Origin of the sequence: Mesorhizobium sp. B2-2-3 (assembly GCF_006442405.1) — a bacterium.
GTDB lineage: Bacteria > Pseudomonadota > Alphaproteobacteria > Rhizobiales > Rhizobiaceae > Mesorhizobium.
Genome location: NZ_VFWC01000004.1, coordinates 166,053 through 184,163 on the forward strand (window position 1 = coordinate 166,053; position 18,111 = coordinate 184,163).

Consider the following 18,111-nt stretch of genomic DNA (forward strand, 5'->3'; position numbering starts at 1 on the left):
CGGCGCCCGGTCCCTGGCATTGCCAACCTTACTTGCTCAGCAGGTTCTGCTTGACCCAGTCGAGCGAATAGCTGGGGCTGATGATCTGGCCGCCAGGCAGCTTTGCATATTCCTTGAGGTTGCCGGCATCGACGGTGGCCACCGGCATGATCATCATCTTGGGTGCCTTGGCGCCCTTGAGCAGCGACAGGCCGAGCCAGAACGCGGCGCCGCCAATACCGGGCGTGGTGTTCATCGAGACCGTCTGGTAGCCGTTCTTGGCGTTCTCCTCGGCCCACCATTTGACGAAGTCGGTGCCGCCGCCGCCTTCGATGATCGGCATCTTGCCGGCATAGTCGCCGCCATACTGGACGAACGCCTGGGCGATGCCGACATCGTCGCTGCCGCCTTGTGCGAGCACGGCGTCGACATGCGGCAGGGAGGGCAGCACGTTGGCGATGGCCGCCTGTGCGACCGACGCGGTCGCCTGGCCGTAGACCGTGGCGACAACCTTGATATCGGGATATTTGGCCAGCACCGACTGTTGCGCGTTGAACATGTCGTTGTCGGGCGCCGAACCCTTGACGCCGCGCACCTGGATGACGTTGCCCTTGCCGCCGATCATCTTGAAGACGGCCTCGGCCTGGGCTGCCTTGTAGCCCTTGAAGTCGAAGTTGAGCTGGTAGTTGCAGGGCGCCGAGGCGACCGAATCGAACGAAACGACGATGATGCCGGCCTTGCAGGCTTTTTCGATGATCCCGTTGACCGCGGTTTCCGAGGCGGCATCGACGGCGAGCACGTCGACCTTCTTGAGGATCAGCTCGGCGATCTGGCTGTTCTGCTGCGCCACCGAGCCGTCGCCGTTCATGACGACGTAGTCGGCAATCTGACCGGCCGCCTTGGCTTCCTTGGCCGAGGCTTCGAAAGCCTCCACCATCTGGTGCCGCCAGGTGTTGCCGTAATAGGCGTTGGCGAGCGCGATCACCGGCGCATCCGGTGACGCCATTGCCGGCACAGCCGAGACGCTGACCAGCGCGGCGCCGGCAAGCGCCGCCACGGTTGAAAACTTCATGATATTTTCCTCCCAAAAAACACCGGCCGATACGTCGGCCTTCTGCCATTCCGTTACGACGTCCTCCGAAAGACGCCATACCAGCTACATGTTATACCAGCATACCAAATAGGCAAGCGGGCACCGGAACCTCGATTGCCGAAACCTCCTTTGATTTAAGGACGAGACGAAGCTCGGCCGTCGGCTTCGTTCTTTCCTTGGCCAAACGGAGCCGGCCTGCCCCGGCAACTGGCGACCGGTCCAAATCCGGCCGTAGACGGACGTTAGGTCATCATATATGTAATGTCAATCGATGGCGGGACCCTTGTCTGCCGACGCGACTCGGGATCGATTGTTCCGCGAACACCCAGGGAGGGACGGATGGAGCCGGTCCAGAAAAAGAAACTGTATGTGGAGGTGCTTGACCGGTTGATGGCGGCAATCTCGACATCCGAATTCCCGCCCGGCTCTCAATTGCCGTCGGAAAAGGAACTGATGACGATGATCGGCGTCGGCCGGCCCTCGATCCGGGAAGCGATGCTGTCGCTGCAGCAGATGGGACTTATCAGGATCTCGCACGGAGAACGTGCCCGCGTCATCAATCCGACGCCTGATGTCATCGTCGATCAGGTCTCAGCGGCGATGGTCATGATGCTGGCGACGAACTCTCGCGGGCTTGAAGAACTCAAGGAAGTCAGGCTCTTGCTGGAAACCGGCCTGGTTCGGATAGCCACGCGGCGCGCTACGGCCAAGAGTTTGGAACGCCTCGCGGAGACCTTGCGTCATTTGCGCGAGGCAAAGGGCGACCAAGCCCGGTTTGTAGCTGCCGACATGGAGTTCCACGCCGTCATTGCGGAGATGAGCGGCAATTCGATGATAGCGGCGGTGGCGAAGGGAATGCTCGAATGGCTGTCCCGTTTCAAGCGGGATCTGGTGGCGATGAAAGGCGCCGAGCGGCTGACGGTCGAGGAGCATGAGCGGATCTACAAGGCAATCGCCGGCGGCGATCCGGAAGGCGCGAGCGCGGCAATGGCCGACCACATTGGCCGCGCCAACGAGCTCTATTCGAAACTGGCCGGCGGCGGAGCCGGCTGAGCGGCCGCCGAAATTTTTTTGCCCGAGAAAACTCATATGATGACATGATTTCTTTTTGGTGCTAACGGTCACTCCGTGAACGTCATTCCAGTCGGGAAGCCTGCATTGTCCGGTCGCCTCCGCGCCACCTATCTGATCGAAACCCGCTACCCGCTGGAGGTTGCCGCGGCTGCGATGGCGGGCGAACAATCAAGCGGGACTTTCCGCGCCATACCCGGAGAAACGCCGGAGCTGCTGCGCAGGTTCGGAGCCCGCGTCGAATTCATCAGCGATGTTGCCGAGGTCGACAGCGAGGCGTTGCCGTTCTCGCGCTCGCCAAAAAATGCGACCGTGAGGCCGCACCGGGCCAAGGTGGGCCTTTCCTGGAACATCGAGAATACGGGGACAGTGCTGGCTTCGGTCTGGTCGACGGTTCTCGGCAATCTATTCGAGCTGCATCATTTCTCGGCCATGCGTCTCCTCGACGTTACCTTTCCCGATGCCTTCGCGGATGCCTACCCAGGGCCGGCCTTCGCCGTCGAGGGAACGCGTCGCCTGACCGGCGTCGACGGGCGTCCGCTGATCGGCACCATCGTCAAGCCGAGCGTTGGTCTTACCCCGCAGGAGACGGCGGCCCTGGCCGACACGCTGATTGCCGCGGGGCTTGATTTCATCAAGGACGACGAATTGATGGGGGACCCTCCGCATTCGCCGTTCGAACACCGGTTCGAAGCGGTCATGGCGGTGATAGACAGGCACGCCGACAGGACCGGGCGCAAGGTCATGTATGCGGCCAACATTTCCGGGGACATCGACGCCATGCGTCGCCAGCTGGATCTGATCGAGCGCCGTGGCGGGACCTGCGCCATGCTGGTCCTGAATTCTGTCGGCCTGTCCGCCGTCATCGAGATGCGCCGCCACTCCGCCGTTGCGCTGCACGGCCATCGGGCCGGATGGGGCCTCTTCAGCCGCTCTCCCGATCTCGGCATGAGCTATCTCGCCTATCAGAAATTCTGGCGCCTGGCGGGCATCGACCACATGCACGTCAACGGGTTGTCCAACAAGTTCTGCGAGCCGGACGAATCGGTGATGGCGTCGGCCCATGGCTGTCTCACCCCGATGTTCGAGCGGGCTGGCCGTCCCGATACGGTCATGCCGGTGTTTTCGTCTGGACAGACCGCTGTGCAGGCGGCCGAGACCTATACGAGGCTCGGCTCGGACGATTTCATCTATTGCTGCGGCGGCGGGATCATGGCGCATCCAGGCGGGCCGGCCGCCGGCGTTCGAAGCCTGCATGATGCTTTCGAAGCCGCGGCGGCAGGGGTTCCCGCACGCGACTACGCCGCCACGCATCCGGAGCTCGAAGCCGCGCTGCAAGCGTTCGGCTGAATTTGCGCCATCGGCGCGCCATCATGGCAAATGGGAGAGAAGCAAATGACGACATCCGTGGCGGTGCTTGGAGCCGGAGGGAAGATGGGCTTCCGCGTGACGCGCAAGCTTATCGAAGCGGGCTACGATGTCCGCGCCGTGGAGATCGGCGAGGCCGGCCGCAAGCGGCTGGGAGAGGCCGATATCGGCGCCGTCGCCATGGACGAGGGCATTCCCGGCGCCAAGGTGGTGGTAATGGCCCTGCCGGACAATATCATCGGCCAGGTGGCGCGGCAGATCTCGCCGATGCTTGCCGCGGGCACCATGATCCTCATTCTGGATGCGGCAGCGCCCTATGCCGGCGACTTGCCCGCGGATCGGCCGGATCTCACCTATTTCGTCGGCCATCCCTGCCATCCGCCGCTGTTCGGCGAAGAGACGGAATGGGCCGCGCGTCGCGATTACCATGGCGGCATCGCCAGGCAATCGATCGTCTGTGCCCTGATGCAAGGTCCGGAAGAGCACTATGCGCTTGGCGAGGAAGTGTGCAGGGCCATGTGGTCGCCGATCATCGACAGCCATCGCGTCACGGTCGAACAACTGGCGATCCTGGAGCCGGGCCTGTCCGAAATGGTGGCCATGCCCTTCGTCGACACCATGGTCGAGGCCGTCGAGGAGTGTGAGCGCAAATATGGCATTCCCAGACAGGCCGCGCTGGACTTCCTGATAGGCCATCTGAACGTCGAGATCGCCATGTGGTTCGGCTTCTCTCCGAAAGTGCCGTCCGATGCGGCGCTGAGGCTGATGCGATTCGCCAAAGGCGTCGTGGTCCGGGACGACTGGCGCGAAGCGCTCACACCGGCCAAGGTGAAGGAAGCTTCGGAATTGATCGTCTACGGCAAGGGAGCCTGAGCCCTGCCTTCGCCGGCCCGGATCATATCGGTATCGACCGCGCTCTTCGATGGCTATTCCATGGAATTGGCCATCGAGGAGATTGCGGCGGCCGGTGCCCTCCATGTCGAGCCGGCCTTCATTCGCGGCTATGTCGATTTCGATGAAGGCATGTTTGCGGCTGCGCACGCCGCGAAGCTGCGCCAGGCAGCGGAACATGCCGGGCTCGGGATCAATGCCGTGTCGGCTCATCTCGACCTGTCGGGGGCCGATGCCCCCGACGCCTTGTCCCGGCGCATCGGCTTTGCCGCCGGTCTTGGTGCGTCCTTCCTGATTACCAATGCCGGCCCGGCGAGAAACAGCGCGGCGATCCGCAAAACGATTGACGCCCTCCTGCCGAGGCTGGAGGAAGTCGGCATCGTCCTGGCGCTCGAGAATCCCGGACATGGCCAAGGCGATCTGCTCGGCAGCGCCCGGTTGGGGGCAGGCTTCATCCGTGACATCGGATCGCGGCACGTGCGCCTGAACCACGACGCCGGAAATGTCTTTACCTACAGCAACGAGACGGTGCAGCCGGCGCAAGATATCGCTGATGCCATCGATGCCGTTGGGCATGCTCATCTGAAGGATGTCGTCAGCACCGGGGAGGGATGGACATTTTGCGCTATCGGCGACGGCTCGATCGGCTACGAACCGTACTGGGCAACGCTTCCCGCGACGCTGCCGGCCAGCATCGAACTGCCATTGCGGCTGCGGCGCCCGCAGCACCGTGATCCCCAACGGCGGAGCGCGCCGGTGGATATCGCCACCATTCGGAGCGCGCTGCGGCGTTCACTGGATTTCGTCAATTCGCTGGAGATCGCAAAGAGCAGCACCTTCTGAACAGCGAAAGGTGGTTCCTTGCCTTTGCGAGAGCCGGCTATCCACGCTCCGGGAACATCGCCTTCAGCCCTTCACGCGAGGCCTTGGCGACGCCGCGTTCGGTGATCAGGCCGGTGACCAGCCGCGCCGGCGTCACGTCGAAGGCGGGGTTTGCCGCGGGCGTCGCTTCCGGCGAGACGCGCACCTGGGCGATCTCGCCGCTCGCGGTCTTGCCCCACACCAGCGAAACCTCGTCGCCGGAGCGTTCCTCGATCGGGATTTCGGCAAGTCCGTCGCCCACCGTCCAGTCGATGGTCGGCGAAGGCAGCGCAACGTAAAACGGCACGTCATTGTCTGCGGCGGCGAGTGCCTTCAAATAGGTGCCGATCTTGTTGCAGACGTCGCCGTCGGCCGTCGTGCGGTCGGTGCCGACGATGACCATGTCGATTGCGCCGCGCTGCATCAGATGGCCGCCGGCATTGTCGACGATCAGCGTGTGCGGCACGCCGTGGCCGGCCATCTCCCAGGCCGTCAACTGGGCGCCCTGGTTGCGCGGCCGCGTCTCGTCGACATAGACATGGACCGGAATGCCGGCCTCCCTTGCCAGGTAGATCGGCGCGGTGGCCGTGCCGTAGTCGACGGTAGCCAGCCAGCCGGCGTTGCAATGGGTCAGGATGTTGACGGTTTCGCCCGGCTTTTTGCGCGCCGCGATGTCCTTGATGATGGCGAGACCGTTCTCGCCGATGGCGCGATTGAGCCCGACATCCTCGTTGGCGATCTCGCTGGCGCGACGATAGGCGGCTGCGGCGCGTTGTTCCGTCGGCAGCGGCCGCAGGAGCCGCCGCATCTCATCCAGCGCCCAACGCAGATTGATCGCCGTGGGACGCGTCTCGTGGAGCGTCTCCCAGACGGCATCGAGCGCGGCATCCGCCGGATCGTCCGCCATCTGCATGGCAACGCCATAGGCAGCGGTGACACCGATCAGCGGCGCGCCGCGCACCCACATGTCGCGGATGGCGGTGGCGATGCCGTTAACGGTATCGACCTTCACGACACGGAAGTCATGCGGCAGCCAGCGCTGGTCGATGATCTCCACCGAGCGCCCATCGTCGCTCAGCCAGATGGTGCGATAGTGGCGCTCGCCGACGTTCAAATGCGGTTCTCCTGTTCGATCAGCGCGGCCAGGTTGTTGACCTCGTCGATGCTGTGGATATGACGCCTATTGACGGCGATGTGGCGGCCGAACTTCAGCGCCCTCGCTTCACATGTGGCGCGCAGGTCTTCGTCGGCAATGGTTTCGAAATCGGCATTGTGGGCGAGGCCGAGGATGCGCCGGTGCACCTCGATGCCGGCAAAGCCGAGGAGGTCGTCCCAGATCTGGTGCAGCACATGGTCGAGCGCCTGCTCGGCGCCGAGCCTGTCGCCCTGATCCTCGAACAGGCTCTTTTGATAAAGCATGCCGTTGCGCTCCGTGCGCCACAGATGCGAGAATTCGGTGCGGAACACCGACCATGTCTGCGCCGTGACATCGAGCAGATAAGCGCGCATGGCGTCGCGCTTGCCGCTCTGCTCATGACCCCGCTGCGAGAAGAAGGCCATCCAGAAATTGGCGAGCAACATGCCGACGTCGAACGCCATCGGCCCGTAGAAGGCGAATTCAGGGTCGATCATCCTGGTCTCTGTATCCGTGACCATGATCGAGCCGGAATGCAGGTCGCCATGCAGCAATGTCTCTGCATTGGCGGCGAAAAGATGCTTCAGGCGCTGCGCTTCCACCTTGAGGTCGCGGTCGGCGCGCAACTCGGCGACCAGGGCGTCGAGTTGCGGCGAAGTGTGCCGGTTCATCTTGGCGTCGAAATAAGGATCGGAGAACACCAGATTCTCGGTGATGTCGCACAGCTCGACGTTGTCGGCGAACAGCGCCAGGTCCGCCTTGCGATCCTTGGTCACCATCGAGAAGTCGGAGCCGCGGAACAGGGTGCGGGCCATGAACAGCCCGATATCCCTGGCAATGTTCGGCAATTGCCGGCCCTCGATCAGCGCCCGCCGCAAAATGATGTGCGGCGACAGATACTCCATGATGATCAGCGCCTGGGTCTCGTCGAAATGGTAGATGGCCGGCACCGAGCCCGGCGCGCGCGCCTCCTGCCGTGTCAGCGCGTGATATTCGAAGAAGGAACGCTTCAGCGGCAGCGGCCAGCTGTCGCCGACCAGCCGGACATAGGGCAGGGCCTGCTTGACGACAGCCGCGCCCTTGTCGCCCTCGACGATGAAGACGAGGTTCAGATTGCCATCGCCGACCTCGCGCACCTTCCAGCGGCTGGTGTCCTCGCCGATGCGCTGGGTGAGCGCTTCGTTGCTGCCGAGCCGCGTGGCGAGCGTCTCCACCGACAGTGCTTCGAACGGCGTTTTCCCGGTCATCCTCACCTCTCCTGCTCGTCCCTCATAATAGCGGAGCCACGGCGGCGGGGCCAAGCTAGGTAGCGCACTGGCAATTGTCAATCGTGTTGACAATTGCCGATGTAGCCCATAGCGTCACCGTCAGGGAGGAACGCATGGTCGGCAATGCCGTGTTCCGCGTAGAGGGACTGAAGAAATCCTTTGGCCGTAACGAGGTGCTTGGCGGCGTCTCGCTCGAACTCCATGCCGGTGAAGTGACCGTCCTGATGGGTGCCAACGGCGCCGGCAAATCCACCCTCGTCAAGATCGTCAGCGGCGTCTACGAACGCGACGGCGGCACCATGACCCTGGCCGGCCAGGACTTTGCGCCAGGAAGACCGGCGGAAGCGATCCGCGCTGGCGTCGTCACCGTTCACCAGAACATCAATGACGGTGTCGTCGCCGACCTTGACGTGGCGACCAATCTGACATTGGACAGGCTGAGCGGCAGTGGCGCCCCGGTGCTCTTCAACCCGGTCCGTGTGCGTCGCGAGGCCAAGGCGGTTGCCGACCGCATGGATCTGGCGATCGACTTGAAGGCGCGCGTCAGCGATCTCTCGCTGGCCGATCGCCAGATGGTGGCGATTGCCCGCGCGCTGGCACATCAGCCGAAAGTGCTGATCCTCGACGAACCGACCTCATCGCTATCGAGCGCCGAAGCCGATCGGCTTTTTGCGCTGGTCGACAGGCTACGCGCGCAAGGCGTGGCGATCCTCTATATCTCGCACCGCATGTCCGACATAAGGCGGCTTGCCGACCGCATCGTCTCGATGCGCGACGGCGCCGTGTCCGGCGTCTTCGACAAGAAGCCGCTCGACTACGAAGGTGCGGTCAATGCCATGCTCGGCCGCAAGATCCACCTCGACCAGATCGTCGCCAGGCACTCGGCCAAGGCGGTGCTGACCGTCGAAGGCCTGCGCATCGCCCAAGGCGCCAGGCCGATGTCGATGACACTTGGCGACGGCGAGGTCGTTGCCGTCACCGGGCTGGTCGGCGTCGGCAAGACAGCGCTTGCCGAGACGCTGTTCGGCGTGCGCAGGCCGCTCGCCGGCACCATGACGATGAACGGCAAACCCTACGCGCCGCGCTCGGCCGGCGATGCGATCGCCGCCGGCGTCTTCCTCGTCGCCAAGGATCGCGCCACCAGCGGCATCGTCGGCGGCTTCAACATCGAGCGCAATGTCAGCCTGCCGTTTCTGAGAAGGATGTCGAACCTGGGCGTGCTCAAGCGCCGCCTGGAACGCGCCACGGCGCGCCGGCAGATCCAGGAATTGGGCATCGTCTGCCGCTCCGAGAAGGACGAAATGTCGGCATTGTCCGGCGGCAACCAGCAGAAGGTGATGGTCGCCCGCTGGATGGCGCAGGATGCAAGGCTGTTCATTCTCGACGAGCCGTTTCAGGGCGTCGATATCTCGGCCAGGCGCGACATCGCCGCCAAGCTGAGGGCAAGCGCCAATGGCCGCACGACGCTTTTGTTCGTGACCGAACTCGACGAGGCTCTTGAGACGGCCGACCGTATCCTGGTGATGTCGGAGCAGACCATCGTCGGCGAACATCGCAACGCGGACATCGATCTCGATCGCCTGCTGGCCGAGGTGGCCGGTGGGCTGCCGCACCGCGCGGCTTGACCGGCTGGAATTGAAGAACTGACGATGACAATTGGAATGGAGAGCATGGGTTCGAGTTGGGTAAAAACGGCAGCGGCGCGCGGGGGCGCTGAATGACGCAGCGCAACCACGCCATCCGCTACGGTTTCATCGTCCTGTTGTTTGGGCTCGTCGCTTATTTCGCGATTGCCGCCGACGGTTTCGTTTCGCCGCAAAGCGCGGTCTTCATCTTCCAGTCGGTCGCTATCACCGGCGTGCTGGCGCTTGGCGTCACCGCCACGCTGGTCGTTGGTGGCTTCGACCTGTCGATCGGCTCGGTCGCCACGTCAGCCATGATGGCTGCGGCCTATGTGATGGTGGTGCTGGAGCAGAACGCTGTCGTCGCGGTCATCGTCTGCCTGCTGATCGGCGTTGTCGTTGGGCTCATCAATGGTTGGCTGATCGTCTATATGCGCGTGCCGGACCTGCTGGCGACGCTCGGCATGATGTTCCTGCTGGTCGGCCTGCAGCGTATCCCGACCGAAGGCCGCTCGATCGCCACCGGCATGACCATGCCCGATGGCTCGGTCGCCAACGGCAAGTTCGGCGAGGCGTTCCTGGCGCTCGGCCGCCACCGCTTCGACTTCTTCATCCCCAATCTCATTCCGGTCTCGGTGGTCGTCCTGGCGGTGCTCGCGGTGCTGATCTGGTTCTTCCTCGAATACACCCGCTTCGGCCGCATGATGTATGCCGTCGGCTCCAATGAGCGCGCCGCCGAGCTCGCCGGCGCGCCTGTCAAGGCATACAAAATCTGGGCCTATATCATTTCAGGAGTTTTTGCCTCGATCGGCGGTATTTTGCTCGCCGCCCGGCTTGGACGCGGCGACATCGCCTCGGGTAATAATCTTCTGCTCGACGCTGTCGCCGCGGCGCTGATCGGCTACGCGGTGCTCGGCGCCGCCAAGCCGAACGCGTTCGGCACGGCTGTCGGCGCCGTCTTCGTCGGTGTCCTGCTGCAGGGCCTGACGATGATGAACGCGCCGTACTACACGCAGGATTTCATCAAGGGCGCCGTTCTGGTCGTCGCCCTTGTCTTCACCTTCGCTCTTTCCGGCAGGGGCAGGACATAGATTTCGACCGGGTTGCATTTCAACAAGTGGAGGAAACGACGTGAACATCACAAGAAGACTTTTGGGCAAGGCAGCGCTCGGGCTCGCCGGCGCGGCGTTGCTGATGCAGGGGACGGCCCTGGCTGCCGATCGCCCGGCACCGTTCGACAAGCCTGGCGTCAAGATCGCCCTGGTGCGCTATCTCTCGACCGGTGACTTCTTCCAGGCCTATCTGTCCGGCGTCGAGGCGCAGGCCAAGGCCCTCGGCGTCGACCTGCGCGTGCTCGACAGCCGCCAGGACGCCGCCCTCCAGGCCGACATGGTCGACCAGGCCATCGCGCTTGGCGTGCAGGGTATCATCATCCAGCACGGCCTGACGGAATCGATGAAGGACGCCGCCCAGCGCGCGGTCGACGCCGGCATCAAGGTGGTCGCTTTCGACGTCAACGTCGACAACCCCAAGATCCCGCAGATCGAGCAGTCAGACCGCGACCTTGCGCGCCTCGCGCTCGAGCAGGCGGTCAAGGACAATGGCGAGAGCTGGAAGGCCGGCTATGTCTATGTCGCGGGCATAGCCCCGCTCGACCGCCGCAATGAAACATGGGTCGACGTGAAGAAGAAATACTCGGGCATCAACGAAGTCGCCATGTTCGGCACGCTGGACAACCCGATCGCCAACTCGGTCGCCAACCAGGCGCGCTCGGTGCTGACCGCCCATCCCGACATCAAGGTGATGTTTGCTCCCTATGACGAGTTCGCCAAGGGCGTGAAGATCGCCGTCGACGAGGCGGGCCTGAACAAGGACATCAAGATCTATTCGGCCGACATCTCGACCTCCGACATTGCGGCGATGCGCGAGCCCGACAGCGCCTGGGCGGCAACCGCGGCCACCAATCCGGCCGTCGTCGGCCAGGTCTCGGTGCGTGCGCTGGCGCAGCTGCTGGCCGGCGAAGACCCCGGACACAACGTCGTCGTGCCGCCGACGCTGATCACCCAGAAGGACCTTCTCGACAAGGACATCAAGAATATGGAGGACCTGTCGGCCAAGCTGCCGCAGTTCGCCCATGCCGATGTCGCCATGCCGGCCTGGATGCCGAACCCGAACGCGAAGTAGGCCAATCGATATTGCAATTCGCTCACACTTGGAACAGCCGCTTGCAGCAACTGCAGGCGGCTTTTTTGCTGTCTTCATTCGTTGAACAGATCGGAGTAGGAGCCGGTGCGGGCAAGCCGCAGCTCATCGTCGGCAATGCGGTAGATCAAGAGCCAATCAGGTTCTACATGCGCATCCCGATAGTCTTTCCAGTCGCCTTTTAGAGGGTGATCCTTATAACGCGCCGGCAGTTCCAGTCCGGCGATGAGCAGGCCCAACAACTCGCGCAATTTATCGAGATCTTTGCCACGCTTCTCCATGCGCTTAACGTCCCTGCGGAATTGCCCGGAGTGAACGGGCGTCGGCATGTCAGATGCCCAAATCCTTGAACAATTCGTCGGCTGACGCGAAACGCTTGCCTTTGCCTTTTTCCAATTCGGCAATGGCCTTTTGGGTGGTTGCGTTCGGCACCTTCACCGGAAAGGGAAATTCCTTGTCGGCGGCGACGCGGACCAGCAGCAGGCGAATGGCGTCGGAGACCGACAGTCCCATTGCCGCCAGGGCTTCGGTAGCCTGGACCTTTGTCGCGGCATCAATTCGAGCGCGGACAACCGTATCCGTAGCCATGTTGCGACTCCTTACTGTTGAGCCACAATGTAGCTACAAACGGGTGTTCTTGCAAGCCTGCCGTCTGCGCTGTGCGTGACCGTGCTACCGCAGCGCCGCCGCGATATTGCCGCCGTCGACCGTCGTTACGTCGGCGGTTGTGCGGTCGGCCAGCGCGTGGTGCAGGAAAGCCTGCGCCACGTCCTGCGCCGTCACCTCCTGGCCGAGCAGATTGCCGGACATGTACTCTTTTTCCGACACGCCGCGTGCGCCCGATCGGCTGGCGATCATGGCGTCGGTCAACAGCCCGGAGCGGATGCGGTCGGCATTGACGGCGTTGGAACGGATGCCATGCGCGCCGTAATCCAGTGCATATTGCCTGGACAGGAACAGCGTCGCCGCCTTCGGCACGCCGTAGGCGCCGAATTTCGGACCCGGATTGACCGCCTGCTTAGAGGTGTTGAACAGGAGAGCGCCGCCGGTACCCTGTTCGAGCATGATGCGCACCGCGTTCTGCGCCACCGACTGGTGGGCGAAGAAATTGAGCTCGAAGCTCTTGCGCAGCAGCGCGTCGTCAAGTTCGCCGATCCGGCCTTCCCAGGCGGCACCGGCATTGGACACCACTATGTCGACGCCGCCATACACGGCGACCGCACTGTCGAAGGCGGCACGCACCTGCGCCGGATCGGTGATGTCGGCGGCGACGCCGATCGAATTGTTACCCGCTTTCTTGGCCGCATCAGCGGCTTTTTCGCCATCGAGATCGACGACCACCGCATGGGCGCCATTGTCGGCGAAAAGCTTGGCTGTCGCGGCGCCGATCGCACCGGCTCCGCCAGTGATCAGCACGACCTGGCCGGTCAGCGGCTTCGGCTTGTTGGAGGCGAGTTTGGCCTGTTCCAGCGACCAGTATTCGAGCGGGAACAGGTCGGCCTTGGAAAGCGGATGAAAACGGCCGACCGCCTCGGCGCCACGCACGGCCTCGATCCACATTTCGCCGACATCGGAAGCGATCCTGGCATCCTTGAGCGTGCGGCCATGGCCGAACATGCCGAGCCCTGGCACCAGCGTCAGCCGCGGCATCGGGTCGAGCATGGTGCGTTTGACGTCGTCGAGCGCGTCATTGGTGTCGAAATAGGCGCGGTATTCCTTGGCGAAGGCGTCGACATGGCTCTTGATGACGGCCTTGTAGTCGCCGGCCTTGTCCGCATCTGGCGCCGGCACCGCCATCGGCCCGGTCTTGATGCGGATCGACAGGTCCGGCGTCGACACGCCGCGCGCGGCGTAGTCGGCGATCTCGGCCGAATTGATGAAATCGACGATCGCATCCGAGGTGCGGAAATCGCTGATCATGCGGTCGAAGCGGCCTTCGCCGCGTGCCACCGCCACGGCGCCGCGCAACATAGGAGCGATGGAAGCCGGCGTCGCGAGCTTCGCCGGAAGCGCGGCCTTTGCCGCCTTGGGCTTGGCATGCTTGGCTACATACTCCTCGGCGACATTCACATAGTGGATCATCCGGTCGTAGGCCTGCTTGGCGTCGTCGCCGAAGGTGAAGATGCCGTGCTTGTCGAGGATCAGGCCTTCCACATCAGGGTCGGCGTCGAAAACGTCGGCAGCCGCCTTGGCGAGGTCGAAGCCCGGCATGATGTAGGGCACGTAACCCATCTTGGCCCCGAACACCGTCTTCACCAACGGCTTGCTGTCTTCCTGGTCGACGATCGCCAGGATGGCGGTCGAGTGCGTGTGGTCGACGAATTTGTGCGGCAGGAAGGCATGCAGCAAAGTCTCGACCGAAGGATTGGGCGAGGACGGATCGATGAGGTTCGCCCGCTGCAGCGCGACCATGTCCTCGTCGGAGAGCTTGTCCAGCGCGCGCGCCTTGATGAGCGCGCCCATCTTCACCGCCGGCAAGCCCTCCGGCTCGATGACGGCCATGTCCCAGCCGCTGCCCTTGACGCACAGCACGTCCCATTCGTCGCCGACGAGGTCGGTCGCCTTGGTCTTGCAGGAGGTGTTGCCGCCGCCATGCAGCACCAGTCTCGGTTCGCCGCCCAGCAGGCGCGTCGTGTAGACGCGTAGCGCGAGGTCGCGTCCGACGCCTTTCTTTGCATAGTCGGCAACCATCTTCTCCGCGTCGCCGTCATTCCACAGGTTCTTCATTAGCTTCGTCCGGTTGCTGTCATCGTGGTGAAACAGGAATGCCGCGACGCCCTGATGACGGCCGCGGCAGGAATGGTCTCTAGGATACCTTTTTGCCTGGCGCTCCGGCATGATCCAGAAGCCGCTGCGCCATGTCGGCGCCGACCACCAGATGCGTGCAAAGGCCGCCGTCGATCGCAGCGAGCAGGGGTTCGAACTTGCTGTTCTCCTGCACCACCATCAGCCGCTTCTGAATGGCGCGCAACGAGGAAAGCTCCGCCGAGATCACCCGCCTGTTGTAGCCGCAGTCGAGCACCTTGCCCTCGGCATCGATGATCTGCCCGGCAATGACGCCGGCCGCCCCTGCTTTGCGCAGGTCGGCCATTTCGTCTGATGTCAGCGCGCCGCATTTGACCAGATGGCTGTCGGCATCGACGGCGCCGACCGAATACAGCGCCAGATCGCATTCGTGGATGCTCGACAGCTGTTCGCGGATTACAGGCTCGGCCCGCAGGCCGCGCGCCAGCTCTTCTGTGGTCAGCACGAGCGGCGCGTAGAAATTGATGCCCTTGGCGTTGAGCCGCCGGGCGATCTCCATCGTGCACTGGTCGGGACGATAGGAATAGGGCGCGCCGAGATTGCCGCAGAGCTGCACCACGGTGACATCCTGGAGATCGGCGTAGGACATGATGTCGGCGATCATGTAGACGGTGCGTCCCCAGGCGACGCCGATGCGGTCGCCTTTTTTCACCAGTTCGAGAAAGACGCTCGCCGCCAGCACCGCGATGTCGGTGGCGGGATCGGCGATATGGCCGTTTTCCGGCGCGATCCAGACCGCGTCGAGACCGAGTGCATCCTCGAGCTTGCGCGCCATGACGTCGTCGGTGAAAAGCTGGGTCGAGGTCGAGATGTTGACGATGCCGGTCTCGCGCGCCTTGCGCAGATACATGGCAACCGAGGCGCGGGAAATGTTAAGCTGGCTCGCCACCTGGTCCTGGCGCAGGCCATGCGCATAATAGAGCCAGGCGGCCTTGTGGATAAGTTGTTCTGCCGGTCGGATCGCCATGCCTTCTCCTCGGCTGACATTAGTCACGGCTCTCGACAAAAGTCAAACCGCGCGGAGGTACGCGATGCCTTTACGCGCGGCAAATCTAGATCATCATTGCGCCAGACGCGCTTTGTCGTGGCATCGTTGCTGGTGACGCGGCCCCAGCCTGTGGTTAGAACATATCGGCAAAGGGACATACGGGGAGGACACGATGGGCAACCCTTACGAACAGGATCTCGACAGGAACGCTGCCAACCACCCGCCGCTGACGCCGCTCACTTATCTGGAGCGGGCCGCCAAGACCTATCCCGATCATGTCGCCATCATCCATGGCCGGCAGCGCGTGACGTATCGCGATTTCTGGCGGCGTTCGCTGCAGCTCGCCTCGGCGCTCTCCAGGCGCGGCATAGGCAAGGGCGACACGGTGACGGTGATGCTGTCGAACACGCCGCCGATGCTGGAGGCGCATTTCGGCGTGCCAATGGCCAAGGCGGTGCTGCATTCGCTCAACACTCGCCTCGACGCCGCCGTGATCGCTTTCCAGCTCGACCATGCCGGGACCAGGGTGCTTATTGTCGATCGCGAATTCTCCGGAGTGGTTCGGCAAGCGCTCGATCTGGCCAAGGTGAAGCCCCTGGTCATCGACTATGACGATCCCGACTACGCCGCGGACGCTCCCTATCCGAAGGGTGGTCGCATCGGCACTCTTGATTACGAGGCCTTCGTTGCCGAGGGCGAGGAGAATTTCGCCTGGTCGATGCCAGACGACGAGTGGGACGCCATTTCGCTCAACTACACCTCGGGCACGACAGGCAACCCGAAAGGCGTCGTCTATCATCATCGGGGTGCTGCGCTGATGGCCTACGCCAACACCGTCCATGCCGGCATGGCCAAGCACGCGGTCTATCTGTGGACACTGCCGATGTTCCACTGCAATGGCTGGTGCTTTCCGTGGACCTTGGCCGTCCAGGCCGGCACCCATGTCTGTCTGCGCTGGGTTCGGCCGAAGCAGATCTACGACGCCATCGCCGACCATGGCGTCACCCATCTGTGCGGCGCGCCGATCGTCATGTCGGTGCTGATCAACGCCAGGGATGAGGACAAGCGCCAGTTCCCGCAAGCCGTCACCTTCAACACGGCCGCCGCGCCGCCGCCGGAAGCGGTGCTCACCGGCATGGCCGATGCCGGCTTCGCCGTCACGCATCTCTATGGTCTGACCGAGACCTACGGCCCGGCGGTGGTGAACGAATGGCACAATGAGTGGGATCATCTGGAGAAGGGGCAGAGGGCCACGAGGAAGGCCAGGCAAGGCGTCCGCTACGCCGCGCTCGAAGGCCTCACGGTGATGGATCCCGAAACGATGACGCAGACGCCCGCCGACGGCCAGACCATCGGCGAGGTCATGTTTCGCGGCAACATCGTCATGAAAGGCTATCTCAGGAACCGCAAGGCCACCGACGAGGCGTTCGCCGGCGGCTGGTTCCACTCCGGCGATCTCGGCGTCATGCATGCGGATGGATATATCCAGCTCAAGGACCGCTCCAAGGACATCATCATTTCGGGCGGCGAGAACATTTCCTCGATCGAGGTCGAGGACGCGCTCTACAAGCACCCGTCCGTTGCGTCTTGCGGCGTGGTGGCGCGGGCGGACGAGAAATGGGGCGAGGTGCCGGTCGCCTATGTCGAGCTGAAGCCCGGCAAGACAGCGACCGAGGCCGAGATCATCGAGCATTGCCGTGCGCTGCTTGCCCGCTTCAAGCTGCCGAAAGCGGTGGTGTTCGCCGAGATTCCCAAGACCTCGACGGGGAAGATCCAGAAATTCCGGCTAAGGGAGATGGCGAAGGAGGCGTAGGCCGCATGGCCGCTCTTGCGATGACCCCGACATTTGCGGCGGGCCTTGTGACTTCGTCATCCCAGGGCGACGCAAGGACCAAGCGACGCGGCGCAGACCCCAGGATCCATGCCCCGATGTCAGTCAAAAAATGAGGCGGATCAGGAAGTTACTGTAGCCCACAGCAGCCATCCTCGACTGCCGGAGCACGGCCGCAAGGCCACGGCATGGATCCTAGGTTTCCGCTACGTCGCTTCGCGACTGCTTCACCCTGGGATGACGAAGTGCGAGGCGAGCCACCCCCTCACTGTCACCATCTGTCACCATTTTGTACGCGTACGCCGAATCCGCGTTGACATCGCGTTCCTTTCGATTTACGAGTGACGAAAATTAAAATTCATCACTAGTAAATCGAAAGAGGCTATGTCCGAAACCGCCAACCTCGTCGCCGATGCCGCTCGCCAGGAGAATGTAACGCGCATTCTCGATTGCGCCGAGCGCCTGTTCCGGCACTATGGCTACGGCAAGACCAATGTCGCCGACATTGCCCGCGAACTCGGCATGTCGCCAGCCAACATCTATCGCTTCTTTGCGTCCAAGGTCGAAATCCACCAGGCGGTCTGTGGCCGGATGCTCGGGGCCAGCTACAGGATGGCCTACGAGATCATGCATTTGCCGATCAGCGCCGAGGAACGGCTGCGGCGCTACGTGCACGCGCAGTACAAGATGACCATGGAGGTCATGCTCGACGACCAGAAGGTCCATGAGATGGTCATCGTCGCCCTCGAGCGCGATTGGGGCGTCATCGACAAGCATGTCGACAGTATCCACGATCTTTTTGCCGAGGTGATCCGCGAGGGCATCACGGCCGGCGAATTCAGGGAGCAGGATCCGGTGATTGCGTCGCGCTGCTTCGGCGCCGCCACGGTCATTTTGTGCCACCCGCAGATGGTGGCCCAGTGTCTTGCCAAGACCAACCGGGCGATGCCCGACGACCTCATCGAGTATGCGATCAAGGCCTTGAAGAAATAGCCGC

At 63.1% G+C, this 18,111-nt stretch carries 16 protein-coding genes; 9 read left to right on the top strand and 7 right to left on the bottom strand.

Annotation, left to right across the window (positions count from 1 at the left end):
• Positions 1 to 28 precede the first annotated feature (28 nt).
• On the bottom strand, positions 29 to 1,051 hold the full coding sequence (locus FJ951_RS09375; RefSeq protein ID WP_140514660.1) for an ABC transporter substrate-binding protein: 1,023 nt from the start codon (positions 1,049 to 1,051) through the stop codon (positions 29 to 31).
• Between the two features lie 360 nt (positions 1,052 to 1,411).
• Here FJ951_RS09375 and nanR point away from each other — a divergent pair, with 360 nt between their 5' ends.
• The 4 genes from nanR (at position 1,412) to FJ951_RS09395 (ending at position 5,245) form a co-directional block, all read left to right on the top strand.
• On the top strand, positions 1,412 to 2,125 hold the full coding sequence (gene nanR / locus FJ951_RS09380; protein WP_140497819.1) for a transcriptional regulator NanR: 714 nt from the start codon (positions 1,412 to 1,414) through the stop codon (positions 2,123 to 2,125).
• A gap of 105 nt (positions 2,126 to 2,230) precedes the next feature.
• Positions 2,231 to 3,493 carry a ribulose-bisphosphate carboxylase large subunit family protein gene (locus tag FJ951_RS09385; RefSeq protein WP_181172217.1) on the top strand — a complete coding sequence of 421 codons (1,263 nt, stop codon included), beginning with the start codon at positions 2,231 to 2,233 and terminating at the stop codon, positions 3,491 to 3,493.
• A gap of 45 nt (positions 3,494 to 3,538) precedes the next feature.
• Positions 3,539 to 4,384 (top strand): phosphogluconate dehydrogenase C-terminal domain-containing protein, encoded by an 846-nt coding sequence (locus tag FJ951_RS09390; protein ID WP_140514663.1) that lies wholly within the window; start codon positions 3,539 to 3,541, stop codon positions 4,382 to 4,384.
• Positions 4,385 to 4,444: 60 nt separating this feature from the next.
• A complete protein-coding gene (locus FJ951_RS09395; protein ID WP_181172218.1) occupies positions 4,445 to 5,245 on the top strand; it encodes a sugar phosphate isomerase/epimerase in 801 nt (266 codons plus the stop codon).
• Between the two features lie 37 nt (positions 5,246 to 5,282).
• Here FJ951_RS09395 and mtnA read toward each other — a convergent pair whose 3' ends face one another.
• Positions 5,283 to 6,377: an S-methyl-5-thioribose-1-phosphate isomerase gene (mtnA, locus tag FJ951_RS09400; protein WP_140497827.1), complete on the bottom strand. Its 1,095-nt coding sequence runs from the start codon at positions 6,375 to 6,377 to the stop codon at positions 5,283 to 5,285.
• Entirely contained in the window at positions 6,374 to 7,645 is a 1,272-nt protein-coding gene (gene mtnK, locus FJ951_RS09405; RefSeq protein ID WP_140514666.1) for an S-methyl-5-thioribose kinase, read from the bottom strand. The genes mtnA and mtnK overlap by 4 nt, the downstream gene beginning before the upstream one ends.
• A gap of 134 nt (positions 7,646 to 7,779) precedes the next feature.
• On the opposite strand from mtnK, the gene FJ951_RS09410 reads away from it, so the two are divergent.
• From FJ951_RS09410 to FJ951_RS09420, 3 genes are all read left to right on the top strand, one after another.
• Positions 7,780 to 9,291 (top strand): sugar ABC transporter ATP-binding protein, encoded by a 1,512-nt coding sequence (locus tag FJ951_RS09410; protein WP_140514668.1) that lies wholly within the window; start codon positions 7,780 to 7,782, stop codon positions 9,289 to 9,291.
• Positions 9,292 to 9,383: 92 nt separating this feature from the next.
• Entirely contained in the window at positions 9,384 to 10,379 is a 996-nt protein-coding gene (locus tag FJ951_RS09415) for an ABC transporter permease (protein ID WP_140497831.1), read from the top strand.
• Positions 10,380 to 10,419: 40 nt separating this feature from the next.
• The gene (locus FJ951_RS09420; protein WP_140497833.1) at positions 10,420 to 11,472 is read left to right on the top strand and encodes a substrate-binding domain-containing protein; all 1,053 of its coding nucleotides are present in this window, start codon (positions 10,420 to 10,422) and stop codon (positions 11,470 to 11,472) included.
• 74 nt (positions 11,473 to 11,546) lie between these two features.
• Here the strand turns inward: FJ951_RS09420 and FJ951_RS09425 are convergent, their stop codons facing one another.
• The 4 genes from FJ951_RS09425 to FJ951_RS09440 form a co-directional block, all read right to left on the bottom strand.
• Positions 11,547 to 11,819, bottom strand: a complete 273-nt coding sequence (locus tag FJ951_RS09425; protein WP_140514670.1) for a type II toxin-antitoxin system YafQ family toxin — start codon at positions 11,817 to 11,819, stop codon at positions 11,547 to 11,549.
• Between the two features lies 1 nt (position 11,820).
• The gene (locus FJ951_RS09430) at positions 11,821 to 12,078 is read right to left on the bottom strand and encodes a type II toxin-antitoxin system RelB/DinJ family antitoxin (RefSeq protein ID WP_140514672.1); all 258 of its coding nucleotides are present in this window, start codon (positions 12,076 to 12,078) and stop codon (positions 11,821 to 11,823) included.
• A gap of 84 nt (positions 12,079 to 12,162) precedes the next feature.
• On the bottom strand, positions 12,163 to 14,217 hold the full coding sequence (locus tag FJ951_RS09435; protein ID WP_140514674.1) for a bifunctional aldolase/short-chain dehydrogenase: 2,055 nt from the start codon (positions 14,215 to 14,217) through the stop codon (positions 12,163 to 12,165).
• Between the two features lie 79 nt (positions 14,218 to 14,296).
• The gene (locus FJ951_RS09440; RefSeq protein ID WP_140514676.1) at positions 14,297 to 15,262 is read right to left on the bottom strand and encodes a sugar-binding transcriptional regulator; all 966 of its coding nucleotides are present in this window, start codon (positions 15,260 to 15,262) and stop codon (positions 14,297 to 14,299) included.
• Positions 15,263 to 15,455: 193 nt separating this feature from the next.
• On the opposite strand from FJ951_RS09440, the gene FJ951_RS09445 reads away from it, so the two are divergent.
• On the top strand, positions 15,456 to 17,096 hold the full coding sequence (locus FJ951_RS09445) for an acyl-CoA synthetase (RefSeq protein WP_140514678.1): 1,641 nt from the start codon (positions 15,456 to 15,458) through the stop codon (positions 17,094 to 17,096).
• A gap of 402 nt (positions 17,097 to 17,498) precedes the next feature.
• Positions 17,499 to 18,107, top strand: a complete 609-nt coding sequence (locus FJ951_RS09450) for a TetR family transcriptional regulator (protein WP_140514680.1) — start codon at positions 17,499 to 17,501, stop codon at positions 18,105 to 18,107.
• Positions 18,108 to 18,111 lie beyond the last annotated feature (4 nt).